Source organism: uncultured Dokdonia sp., from assembly GCF_947492815.1.
In the GTDB taxonomy this organism is placed as follows: domain Bacteria; phylum Bacteroidota; class Bacteroidia; order Flavobacteriales; family Flavobacteriaceae; genus Dokdonia.
In genome coordinates this window covers 17692-29585 of record NZ_CANLOB010000021.1, presented here as the reverse complement: position 1 = coordinate 29585, position 11894 = coordinate 17692, and the positions used below count along the sequence as shown (strand labels likewise).

The 11894-nt window shown below is 33.6% G+C and carries 15 protein-coding genes; 2 read left to right on the top strand and 13 right to left on the bottom strand.

What is annotated here, in order from left to right; all coding sequences use genetic code 11:
• Nucleotides 1-185: 185 nt before the first annotated feature.
• A complete protein-coding gene (gene gcvP, locus Q1A01_RS16930) occupies nucleotides 186-3035 on the bottom strand; it encodes an aminomethyl-transferring glycine dehydrogenase (protein WP_299683355.1) in 2850 nt (949 codons plus the stop codon).
• Between the two features lie 127 nt (nucleotides 3036-3162).
• Between gcvP and Q1A01_RS16925 the strand changes: the two genes are divergently transcribed.
• A complete protein-coding gene (locus Q1A01_RS16925; protein WP_299683353.1) occupies nucleotides 3163-3990 on the top strand; it encodes a hypothetical protein in 828 nt (275 codons plus the stop codon).
• Here Q1A01_RS16925 and Q1A01_RS16920 read toward each other — a convergent pair.
• A complete protein-coding gene (locus Q1A01_RS16920; RefSeq protein WP_299683351.1) occupies nucleotides 3979-4221 on the bottom strand; it encodes a hypothetical protein in 243 nt (80 codons plus the stop codon). The two genes, Q1A01_RS16925 and Q1A01_RS16920, sit on opposite strands and share 12 nt — an antisense overlap.
• A 29-nt stretch (nucleotides 4222-4250) precedes the next feature.
• Entirely contained in the window at nucleotides 4251-4802 is a 552-nt protein-coding gene (locus Q1A01_RS16915; RefSeq protein WP_299683349.1) for a sigma-70 family RNA polymerase sigma factor, read from the bottom strand.
• Nucleotides 4803-5032: 230 nt separating this feature from the next.
• On the opposite strand from Q1A01_RS16915, the gene Q1A01_RS16910 reads away from it, so the two are divergent.
• The gene (locus Q1A01_RS16910; protein WP_299683347.1) at nucleotides 5033-6658 is read left to right on the top strand and encodes a T9SS type A sorting domain-containing protein; all 1626 of its coding nucleotides are present in this window, start codon (nucleotides 5033-5035) and stop codon (nucleotides 6656-6658) included.
• An 80-nt stretch (nucleotides 6659-6738) separates the two neighbouring features.
• Here the strand turns inward: Q1A01_RS16910 and Q1A01_RS16905 are convergent, their stop codons facing one another.
• The 10 genes from Q1A01_RS16905 to Q1A01_RS16860 all read right to left on the bottom strand — a co-directional run bounded on the left by Q1A01_RS16905 (nucleotide 6739) and on the right by Q1A01_RS16860 (nucleotide 11818).
• Nucleotides 6739-7194, bottom strand: coding sequence for an SRPBCC family protein (locus tag Q1A01_RS16905; RefSeq protein ID WP_299683345.1), 456 nt, complete (start codon nucleotides 7192-7194; stop codon nucleotides 6739-6741).
• Nucleotides 7191-8117: a TIGR01777 family oxidoreductase gene (locus Q1A01_RS16900; protein ID WP_299683343.1), complete on the bottom strand. Its 927-nt coding sequence runs from the start codon at nucleotides 8115-8117 to the stop codon at nucleotides 7191-7193. The genes Q1A01_RS16905 and Q1A01_RS16900 overlap by 4 nt, the downstream gene beginning before the upstream one ends.
• Before the next feature lie 19 nt (nucleotides 8118-8136).
• A complete protein-coding gene (locus Q1A01_RS16895; RefSeq protein WP_299683342.1) occupies nucleotides 8137-8535 on the bottom strand; it encodes a hypothetical protein in 399 nt (132 codons plus the stop codon).
• 11 nt (nucleotides 8536-8546) lie between these two features.
• Nucleotides 8547-8900 carry a hypothetical protein gene (locus Q1A01_RS16890; RefSeq protein WP_299683340.1) on the bottom strand — a complete coding sequence of 118 codons (354 nt, stop codon included), beginning with the start codon at nucleotides 8898-8900 and terminating at the stop codon, nucleotides 8547-8549.
• A complete protein-coding gene (locus tag Q1A01_RS16885) occupies nucleotides 8890-9198 on the bottom strand; it encodes a hypothetical protein (protein WP_299683338.1) in 309 nt (102 codons plus the stop codon). Before Q1A01_RS16885 ends, Q1A01_RS16890 begins: the two co-directional genes overlap by 11 nt.
• Nucleotides 9199-9238: 40 nt before the next feature.
• Nucleotides 9239-10126, bottom strand: coding sequence for a class I SAM-dependent methyltransferase (locus Q1A01_RS16880; protein ID WP_299683336.1), 888 nt, complete (start codon nucleotides 10124-10126; stop codon nucleotides 9239-9241).
• A gap of 11 nt (nucleotides 10127-10137) precedes the next feature.
• Entirely contained in the window at nucleotides 10138-10572 is a 435-nt protein-coding gene (locus Q1A01_RS16875) for a hypothetical protein (protein WP_299683334.1), read from the bottom strand.
• Nucleotides 10569-10886, bottom strand: a complete 318-nt coding sequence (locus Q1A01_RS16870) for a hypothetical protein (protein ID WP_299683332.1) — start codon at nucleotides 10884-10886, stop codon at nucleotides 10569-10571. Before Q1A01_RS16870 ends, Q1A01_RS16875 begins: the two co-directional genes overlap by 4 nt.
• On the bottom strand, nucleotides 10883-11248 hold the full coding sequence (locus tag Q1A01_RS16865) for a hypothetical protein (protein ID WP_299683330.1): 366 nt from the start codon (nucleotides 11246-11248) through the stop codon (nucleotides 10883-10885). Before Q1A01_RS16865 ends, Q1A01_RS16870 begins: the two co-directional genes overlap by 4 nt.
• 66 nt (nucleotides 11249-11314) lie before the next feature.
• Complete coding sequence (locus tag Q1A01_RS16860; protein WP_299683328.1) at nucleotides 11315-11818, bottom strand: MarR family transcriptional regulator; 504 nt, start codon at nucleotides 11816-11818, stop codon at nucleotides 11315-11317.
• Between the last annotated feature and the right edge of the window lie 76 nt (nucleotides 11819-11894).

The following is an 11894-nucleotide window of genomic DNA, read 5'->3' as shown; positions in this document are numbered from 1 at the left end:
GAAACTCAATTGAATAGTTAATTCAAGATGAATTTATGATTATATTTTTATGAATTTTTTACTATTTATAAAGAAATAGTAAAAGATCAATTATTGCGAGTTCATTTTTTATTTTTTTTTATGAATACTTAAAAAAATAGCAGGTATGTGTATACCTGCTATTATATAATGCGTTTCAAAATGCATTATGCTTCTTCCATGTATTCTTCAATCGGAGCGCATGTACAAATTAAATTACGATCTCCATATGCATCATCTACACGTCTTACTGTAGGCCAAAATTTATTTTCGGCGATATATGATAATGGGTATGCTGCTTTTTCTCTTGTGTATGGAAAATCCCATGAATCGGCAGTTAGCATAGTCAGTGTATGTGGTGCGTTTTTCATCACATTATTTGGGTCGCTTGCGGCTTCATCAATTTCCTTTCTAATACTGATCATAGCATCACAAAAACGATCAAGCTCTTCTTTGCTTTCACTTTCAGTTGGTTCGATCATGATAGTTCCTGCTACAGGGAAAGACACTGTAGGCGCATGGAATCCATAATCCATAAGGCGCTTAGCTATATCAGTTACTTCAATTCCATTTGCTTTAAACGGACGGCAATCTATAATCATTTCGTGAGCAGCTCGACCACGTTCTCCTGTATATAAACATTGGTAATGCCCATCTAAACGCTCTTTGATGTAATTAGCATTTAAGATAGCATATTCCGTAGATTTTCTAAGACCGTTTTCTCCTAGCATAGTAATATATGCATAGGATATAAGGCAAGCTAAGGCAGATCCCCAAGGGGCTGCAGATATTGCTGTGATGGCTTTTTCTCCTCCAGTTGTAATCACTGGATTTGATGGTAAGAAAGGTACTAGTTGACTAGCAACGCAGATAGGGCCAACACCAGGTCCTCCTCCTCCATGAGGTATCGCAAAAGTTTTATGAAGGTTTAAGTGGCAAACATCTGCACCAATAGCGCCTGGATGTGTAAGTGCTACTTGTGCATTCATATTTGCGCCATCCATATACACTTGGCCTCCATTTTCGTGGATGATACTTGTAATTTCTTTAATAGCACTTTCATATACCCCATGTGTAGATGGGTATGTAACCATTAATGCTGCTAGATTATCTTTGTGTTCTTCGGCTTTTGCACGTAAGTCATCTAAATCGATATTTCCATTCTCCAATGCTTTTGTTACAATTACCTTCATTCCAGCCATTACTGCGCTTGCTGGATTTGTTCCATGGGCAGAAGATGGAATTAGGCATATATTTCTATGAGCATCGCCTCTTGATTCGTGATAAGCACGTATTACCATTAAGCCTGCATATTCACCCTGAGCTCCAGAGTTAGGTTGTAGGGATGTTCCTGCAAAACCAGTAATCTCTGTAAGTTGCTCTTCTAGCTTTTTTAACATGCTTTGATATCCTTGTGCTTGATCTAAAGGAGCAAAAGGATGGATATTTCCCCATTGTGGGTTACTTAATGGAAGCATTTCAGAAGCAGCATTTAACTTCATGGTACATGATCCTAAAGAAATCATTGAATGATTTAAAGAAAGATCTTTGCGCTCTAATTTTTTAATGTAGCGCATTAGCTCTGTTTCTGAATGATAACTATTGAATACTGGTAATGTTAAGAAACTAGTGTCACGAGCAATTCCTCCAGAAATACTTGATCCTTCTATAAGTTCTTGTATTTCAATAGTAGGCTTGTCTAATGCTTTTGCAAAAACAGCAATAATTGTATTTAGATTTTTTAACGTAGTTGCTTCATGTATAGCAATAGCTACGGTATCTGCATCTGGATAGTAAAAATTGATTGCATTTTCATTAGCGATTGCTGCTACTTTCTTACTATCTGTTTTTACTTGAATAGTATCAAAATATGCAGTGTTTGTTTGGTATAATCCTAATTTTTCTAAAGCATCTGCGAGTGTTGCAGCAGTATTATGTACTTTATTTGCGATATGAGTTAATCCTTCTGGACCATGATATACGCCGTACATTCCAGCCATTACAGCAAGTAATACTTGTGCAGTACAAATATTTGATGTTGCTTTATCTCTCTTTATATGTTGCTCTCTTGTTTGAAGTGCCATGCGTAAAGCGCGGTTACCGTTCGTATCTTTTGTAACACCTATGATACGTCCAGGTATATTACGTTTATAAGCTTCTTTTGTAGCAAAATAAGCAGCATGAGGTCCTCCGTATCCTAATGGAATTCCAAAACGTTGTGTTGTACCTAGGACAACATCTACACCCATTTCTCCGGGAGCTCTTAATTTTACGAGGCTTAAAATATCTGCTGCTACAGCTACTTTAATACCGACTTCATTTGCTTGATTTACAAATTCTGCAATATCATGTACTTGTCCTGATTTTCCTGGGTATTGCAATATAGCTCCAAAGAAATCTTGTGAGAAGTCAAAGTTTTCGTGATTTCCAATCACAAGTTCAATACCTATAGGTGTTGATCTTGTTTGTAATAATGACAGTGTTTGAGGTAATATTTCTTCAGAAACAAAGAATTTTGAAATTCCAGCTTTTTTCTGATCTCTACTACGAACTGCAAATAATAATGCCATTGCTTCTGCAGCAGCTGTTGCTTCATCTAATAATGATGCATTTGCTAATTCCATTCCAGTAAGATCTGTGATCATTGTCTGGTAATTAAGCAACGCTTCTAGTCTTCCCTGGGCAATCTCTGCTTGATATGGTGTATAAGCAGTATACCATCCTGGATTTTCTAAGATATTACGCTGTATTACCGCTGGTGTAACTGCTTGATGATATCCTAAACCAATATAGGAGTTGAATACTTTATTTTGAGAAGCAAGTTCTTGAATATGTGCTGCAAATTCATGCTCACTCATTGCAGGATCTAAAGCAAGTGGTCGCTCTAATCTAATGTTATCAGGAATGGTTTCAAAAATGAGTTGGTCTATTGTTTCAACACCTACTTTTTGAAGCATGGAAGGAAGATCAGATCTTCTAGGGCCGATATGGCGTAAAGCAAATGAATCAGTGTTCATATTGGATTGAATTTTTAAGTAACAAAATTACAATTTATAAGTGTAAAAAATATATCTTTTGAGATCACAATTATGTAAGTTGTAAACGATTTTACAAGCTTATTAACAGTTATCTTATTTTTGTTTAATGAAATGGTTGAAACGTATTTTTGATTTTTATATCAATAGTAGTATACATGTGAGTTTAGCAGTAGTTTCATTGGTTTTTGTTACCTATGAAACTTTCAACATTTCCTATCACAAAGAATTTGTTTTTTTTGTTTTTTTTGCAAGTATAACAGGGTATAACTTTATCAAGTATTCAAGCTTAGCTAAACTACATCATTTAAGCCTCACAGAATCCTTACGAGCTATTCAATTATTTTCACTGGTATCATTTGTTTGTATGGTTTATTATGCTACCCAACTTTCTTTTGATGTGTTGTTACTATGTGGTGTTTTCGGAGTATTAACATTGTTGTACGCGCTGCCTGTGCTTTCGCGAAAGCGTAATTTACGTTCGTTTTATGGTGCAAAAATGTATACAATTGCTATTGTATGGGCTGGAGTAACTACGTTATTACCAGTTATAGATGGGATGCAAGATATGAAAGTGGCTGTATGGATCTCTTTTGTACAACGATTTTTATTTATTATCGTGATTACATTACCGTTTGATATAAGAGATCTAAATTATGATCGAGAAGATATTAATACTATTCCTAAAAGTCTAGGGATACGACGTACTAAGCTTTTAGGAATAGGTTTACTTGTAGTGTTATTTATATTAGAATTTTTAAAAGATGAGTTCCAATATAATAATGCGTTTAGTTTGTGTTTGATATGTATAACTTCAGCGATATTGCTGATAGCGTCTTCAGATAAACAATATAAATATTATGCTTCTTTTTTTGTGGAAGGGCTGCCTATGATTTGGTTTGGTTTACTGTGTTTGTTATATTCTTTATTGTCCTAATTCACGAGCAAGTCTTTCTTTAAGAGCGTTTTTCTCGTCTTGACTTACTGTTTCTACTTTAGGGTTGTTCATTGCTTTTGTCAGTTTTGTGTTGTTTGCAGTATATGTTCTACAAGCTCTACAATACAGCAAGTGAAAAGTGAGTTTCACCTTTTCAAGGAAACCAGCTTCTTTGTATTGATTTTTGTCACATATATGATTTGCTTCGTGACATTCTAATTTTACTTTCATATGTATTTTTTCTTAATAATTTTGGGTACTTAGAACCAGTCCTTTTTCATACAACTTGCCATAGCTGTACGTGCTCTATGTATGATAACCCAAAAGTTAGACGGAGTAATATCGAATTCATTACAAATTGTTTCAGTATCAAATCCGTCTATTGTTTTCATTCTGAAAATACTTGCTTGTTTTTCTGGAAGCTTTGATAAACAATTATATATAGCTTCTCCTAATTCTTCATTTTGAATTTGATCTTCTGCTGTTTTATCAAATGGATCTGCTACACGTTCTTCTAACCAGTCTCCTTCGCTTTCGTCATCTTTATAATTAATATGGACTTCTGCTTTTCCTTTTTTAGAGTTTGATTTACGGTAGTGATCAATAATCTTACGCTTTAAGATAGATATGAGCCAAGTACGTTCACTGGCATCTCCCTTAAAGTTTTTCATAGATTTAAGACCAGCAAGAAAAGTTTCTGATATTAAATCTTGAGCCATGTCTCTGTCATTCACACGAGCAATGGTGTAATTAAATAAATAATCTGAATATTGATCGACCCATTTTGTAGGATCTATTTGGTTTGATGGCATAGCCGATTTTATCGAGGGTTCACGCAAAAATAACAATTTTGAGAAAATTGACACTGTTTATATAAATTTTATACAAATAATATGTAAACGTGTTAAAAATTATACAGTATTTTCAATTATAAAATGAATGATACTAGGAATTTATAGGCTTGAACTGTTATAGATGTATACACTATGAAAAATACTAAAAGTTGCTATGCTTTTTTATTTTTACTCTAAAACAAATTGCTATGAAAAAACTATTACCACTAATAAGTGCATTGCTATTTTTTTTAACAAGTACATCAGCTTTCTCCCAATGGTTAGATTTTGATGATGAGACAGAGGATAGGATTGTAATTTCAACAATAAGTGATAATGAAAATGCTAATGTCGTAGATGATATGGAAAAGGATTTTCTTGTTGCAGATTTTGATAATGATTCTTTTCAGGATTTGGTAGTTGTGAGAAAAACGCCTTTCTCTTTTGAAGGAGCCAAGACAGATCTTTTATTGATGAATAATGGTAATGGAGTACTAGAGGATAAAACGGATACATTGGCTCCAGAATTTTTATCAGATCCTACAGATGCTAGAGATGCCATTACGGTAGATATAGATCTAGATGGGTGGATGGATATTTTTATAGTAAATACATTTCAAGATCAACCTAAATTGTATATGAATAGAGGGAATGATACTGATGGGAATTGGTTAGGATTAGAAGATCAAACAGATACAAGACTTCCAGTACTGACTATAGATGTTATTCAATTTTGTGCAGCGGTGGCAGGAGATCTTACTGGAGATGATTATCCAGAAATATATATGGTTAATTATAGTCAAACGGGACCAGTTTTAGATGTCTTATATATAAATGATGGGAACGGTAATTTCACAGAAGAAGCAGAAAGTCGTATGGGAATTATGCGAACGTCTAGTTTTGGAACTGCAACAGAGTTTCATGATGTAGATAATGATGGTGATTTAGATATTATCAAATGTCTAGGGGTAGGCGGAGGCCCTGTGGCTCCTTTTAACGATCAAGGTTTATTTACGATGTTTAATAATGGAGATGGAACCTTTACAGATTTTCAAAGATTTCCTGGGCAAGCTCCATACATGTTTACAGGAAGTGATTTAGACGATGATGGTGATTTAGATTTTTATGTTGTAGATGATTTTCAGGACTATATAGCTTATACAGGGGCTATACAAGTAGATCAGAATGTAACATATACACAACAAATGCTTACATCAGATCGTACAGATGTATGGGGAGGTAATGTAAAAATGGTAGACTTAGATGGAGATGGTGATCAAGATGTTACTATTGCAAGTGTAGACACAGATGAACCGCCTTGTGATACCTCTACAGATCAAGGGCAAAATGGTGGTATTAGGACATTTACACTGTTTGAAAATGAAGGTGTTTTTGGAGGTGATATTATCGATCCTTATGATGGACAAGATAATATATGGAACATAGGAAATTATGATCAGGACTTTATAGATATAAATAATGATGGCCTTTTGGATATTATATTGGGAGCTTGTGAAGGGTATATGATTCTAGTACAAGCAGAAACATTAGCTGTAGATGAGGTTGCTGTCCCTTTTAGCGAAACAGTGTCGATATTCCCTAATCCAAGTAATGGTGTTATGAGTATACGTATGAATGATGTGCAAAGTGAAGCGGTGGTGATAGATGTATACACAGTGACGGGAAGATTACTTGCCTCTATTTCTAGAAATACTACGTTAAGTAATACACAGTTATTTGATGTAGATATTGCTAAAAAAGCAAATAGTGGAATTTACTTTTTGAAACTTACAACAGACCAAGGGACGACTACTAAGAAAATAATTATAGAATAAAATTTACTATTTATTTGATAGCTTAAAAGGCAAGCCTGCACCACACACAGCTTGCCTTTTTTACTAAACATTTTTAATGATTAGTTATTTTTCTCTAATTCATTTTTTAAAATTGAATTTCGGTTTGCTATAAAATCTGTCATATGTTTCTTAAGAAGTAATCGATCAAATAACTTTCCGAATATCCCATAGGGAGTTTGATACGTAATGACATCTTTCATATAAACACCCTCTCCTTTTTGTTCGAAATAGTGTTGATGTCTAAAAGATTTAAAACGACCTTCTATCATTTCATCTACAAAATAGGTAGGTGCATCATAAGCAGATATAATAGACGTGTGTGTTAGAAATACACCAAAGTGTTTTCCTCTCCAAGTAACCGTTTCATTATACTTTATGATTCCAGAGGTTACTCCAGCAATAGCTTCTTCATCTGTTTGAGAGGCTGTTCTTTTATGAAAATCAATATCCAATGAGAGTTGAAAAGCTTCTTTAATTGTACTGTTAATATGTGTATGCAATGTAATTACGGTCATGCGGTTAATTCTTTAAGGGTAGTTTCTAAATCTTGATAAGAGAATGTGTACCCATGTTCTACTAATCGTTTGGGGATTACATTTCGACTTTTTAATAATAGTTCAGTTTCTGTACGAATTAGAAATGCACCGATTTCTAATATTGGTTTAGGAGCAGGTATTCCAAAAGGTACTTTGAGAGTTTTACGTAACAATCTCATGAGTGTCTGATTATCAGATGGATTTGGAGAGACTACATTCATAACCCCAGATAGCTGATCATTCTTAATACAAAAGTCTATAATTTTTACAAAATCATCTTCGTGAATCCAACTAAATTTTTGATGACCTGAACCTTGTTTTCCTCCAAGACCGAGTTTTGTCATCGTAACCATAGGTTGTAATGCACCTCCTTCTTTACCTAATACAATAGCAGTACGTAAAGCCACCTTTCTTGTTACTGGGGTATTAGCTTCAAAAAATGCTTTTTCCCATGATGTTGCTACATGTACAGAAAACCCTTCACCGATTTCGCCGTTTTCTTCATCCATTTCTTTATCTAATGAATGCCTGTATATCGTAGCTGTAGATGAGTTTAACCATACTTTTGGTGGTTTCTTAGCTAAAGCAATAGCTTCACCAAGAATATTAGTACTGTCTACTCTAGAATTTAAAATAAGGTCTTTGTTTTTTTGATGGTATCTACAATCTACAGATTTTCCTGTCATATTTATAAGGACATCTGCGCCATCTAATTCAGCAGCCCAATCACCTATCGTTTTGGCATCCCAAATCACAGTTTTACAATTGTTTTTGATAGTGCTTTCCTGCCTGCCGGCAGGCAGGCGCGAAAGCAAAACAATTTCGTCAACAGTGTCTTTAAAATAAGAAGTGATAACAGAGCCTAGAAAACCTGTGCCGCCTGCAATGATGAGCTTTTTCATTTGATTGAAATTTAAAATGTTATTGTGTTACTGTAGGGCCTTGCACGCGTTGAATAATCGTAGATTTTGATTTTTTACGACCTCTTAAAAATAAGAATAAGTTCAGGAATAGCATAACGCCTAAGTATATAGAAAAACCACCTATTTTAGTACTTAACACCTCTATAAGCTCTTGATACGTCTCATCAAAATGATAACTTTCAATTCTTAGTATAGAGAGCCCAAATCCTAGGTTTAATAAATAGAACCCGACTTCGAAAAGCCGATTGGTAGAAAGTGCAATCTCTTCTCGACCTTTAAAGATTTCGATCATAAAAATGCGACCATTCTTAAATAAGGTTTTTGAAACAAAAAAGGTGAGTAATATGATAACTGGTAAATAAATAAAATAACCAATGATGATTTTTGAAGTTTCCATAATAATTGTATTTAAATGTGTTGTTTTTGTGATGTAAAAAAGAGTTGTAATACGATAATATTCATATAGTGTAATACTGCTAAAATGAGTACAATGCTTCCTATGTGAGATGCTATTGTGTCAATGATGTTATAAGAGTTTTTTACAGTATTCCATGTTGAGATGCTATACACAGCATATCCTATGTTTACTAAGTAGTATCCTGTTAATAGTATATTGTTTATATATAAACATAGTTGTGCATTGGTAGGCATAAGATGTAAGACAAAGATATTCCCATTATGATAACAAATGAGTCCAACTTTGTATATGATATATACCATGATACACCCATAAATAAGATAAGAGAGGATGTTATAATTCATATGTTACGTATTTATATTGACTGTATGCGATATATAAAAAATAGAATGCAAGGATTGCTGAATAACCAATTAAGGTATTTATAAATACTTCTGTAGTAGCAAAACAATAGAAAGGTATTAATAGAGAAGTCAAGACTCCATATATGATAAAATGTTGCTTTAATCTAGTTGCTATTTTTGACCAGTTTGCGATATAAATACAAAAAGAGAGGAGTTGTATGATTCCTAAAATGAGTTGAAATAATCCACCTATGATCATTCCAATAATACTTAAGTATAGTATAGAAGTGATGATCATCCACCATAAATTAATTTTTTATATATGTTTCATAATCCTATTATTTTTCTGCGGTGATGAGGTAATAGCCAAAGTCTTTCATGTGTAATCCAGAAGTCAATGCATAAAAAGAAGCTTTTAGATTATCCCAACTTTGCTTTTTGATAGGTTCTCTTTTCAATAGTTTTTTTATGAGAAATAAAGGAATTGCAAAGGGTACGTGAAATACAGAAGGTGCTACCCGAGGAGAAATGTCATCTATAGTAACCTTAGAAAATCCTATGTTCTCTAAATCACGCTTCACATTATTAATAACTCCAAGACCTTCTAAGCTCCATTTTTCGCAAAGCTTTCTATAACTATAAGAGCTTCCCAAACATAATTGATCGGGTGTTTTTTTTAAGAAGGCATCTCCTATAACGAGTCGTTTTCCAGGTTTAAGAATGCGGTGTGCTTCCTTGAGCGTTTTAAGACTATGTCCAGTATGACAAAAACTTTCCATTGCAATAGCGCCATCAACACTATGAGAAGCTATAGATGTGTTTCTAAAGTCTTCTTTCACAATAACTGCAGGATACTTCTTTAATAGTTTATTTCCTTCGATTGCTTGAAAATCAGATAGGGTGACACCTATCATAGATAATAAAGAATGTCTATGTAAAAAGTGACGCATGGTTCCTCCCATACCACATCCTAGATCTGCTACAAATTGTTTGGAAGCTAAGAGCTCTAGTCTTTTTAATACTTGAGAATTCATCTCATTAAGCATTGTATCACGCCTTAATACATTAGTTTTCCCAAAGGAGAAATACCCAAAATGCATATTGAAATCTTGACTCCAAAATGTATAATCTTCTGTAGCTTCATCGTAAAATGTTTTTATTTCTTTACGAGTAGCATGTGTATTTTTAAATGCTGTACGAGTAGTATGTGATAGTGGAATACTCATGATGATAGTGTTTAAATAATTCCTGTAAGATTGTGTATAAATAGCGCTGTAAAGACAACTGCAAAAAGTACAAATAGCGTATTCATACAATAACTTCCTATTTTAAAAATGGGCTCCTGTGGGATTTCATACATGGGGTAATACGCTATTTGAGTACCTACTTTCCCTACCCAGTAAGCTCCGATTAATCCCGTGATTGCCAATGCTAAGGGCGTTTGGTTTTTAAGATCTTCGGTCAATAACAAGGCAATCAATCCAAAAGAAAAATTAAGACCTTGAATATAGCGTCCATACGTTTTTGCAATTTCTTGATTGAGCGGTTTTAATTGTTTTACATCTGTATACCAATCAAAAACACGATGACGTATGTAAGGATAGATAAGCGCTGTAAATATTTGACCACAACCTCCTAAAACGATAAGCCAATTTGGAATTGAAAAATTCATAGTTTTTTGGGATTAATAGTATATAACATAAAGGTGAAATAAAGCGATAAAGGAATAGGTAAAAGCATCCAGCTTTTTCCCCAAGGCAAGTAACAGCTTCCTAAAAATAATAATAGACCTCCCGTGTATAATTGAAAACGAGTGCTAAAAGGTTTGTACATAAAAAGAATGATCCCTGTAAGCCCTTGAAAAAGGCCAAGAAAGAATGCATATATAGCAGTTATCATCCAAAATCCGCTTGATATAAATCCTAATAAACTTAAGAGGATACCTAGTCCCATTAAAAAGTAGTTGATGATTCTTGTAGTTTTCATGAGTAGATGTGTTTTATATGAATATGATTGGAATAAGTAGATTGTTTTTTTGACAGATATAAAAAACATAGACTTAAAATCCCACCTAAGAGCATACTTATAATCATAAGGGCATCCTGTCCATTACTAAATTTGTTACTGATGATAAGAAGGCCTACTGATATGGATGCTACTATTCCATAAGAGATAAAATATTTTTTGAGTTCTGTAGCTATTAATTTCCATTTCGACACATATATTAGGAATAATGTAAGTTGTGATATTCCAGTTATGATCATGAATAAGAGACCAAAATAAGGGATGATAAATAGGATAGCGTTTATAATCATAATCACTTTGTTAATCTTAAATAGTGTTTGCATAATCAGAATGTTTGAAAGTTTCAGAAAATATTGAAACTTATAATTAAAAAAATAGTTCAATACTTATCAGCGCATTAATTTTAATATGGTTTTTGTAATCCAGTTTTCTTTTTGCTCTGTAATCTTTTCTAACATATTATCGGCTCTAGAAACAAAATCATACAACTCTTCTGTCTTGGCTTTAAAATGTGCAGCTTTTGTAGACTCTTCTCCATCTATGGTGCTAATATCTTGTAACACTCTTAACGTAGGTTTAATTTCTCTACGACTACGTTCTCTAGCAATCTTACGAGCCAATTCATCTATATTTCCTTCAGCAGAGAAGAACTCTTTTCGCTCTCCGGGCTTGTATTCTTTAAAAACAATCCCCCAATCCATAAGTGATCGTAAGTTCATACTCGTATTTCCTCTAGAAATATGAAGCTCTTCCATAATATCTTCCATACTTAAAGGATCTGGTGATATCATTAATAAAGCATGTATTTGTGCCATGGTCTTATTAATACCCCATTGTGAACCGAGTGCTCCCCAAGTTTGAATAAATTTTGATTTTGCTTCTTCAAATTTCATATGTCAAAGATACTACTATTTTTGAACTTTCAAAATATTTTGAAACATTTATAACTTCGCTTCCGTTTTAATGATA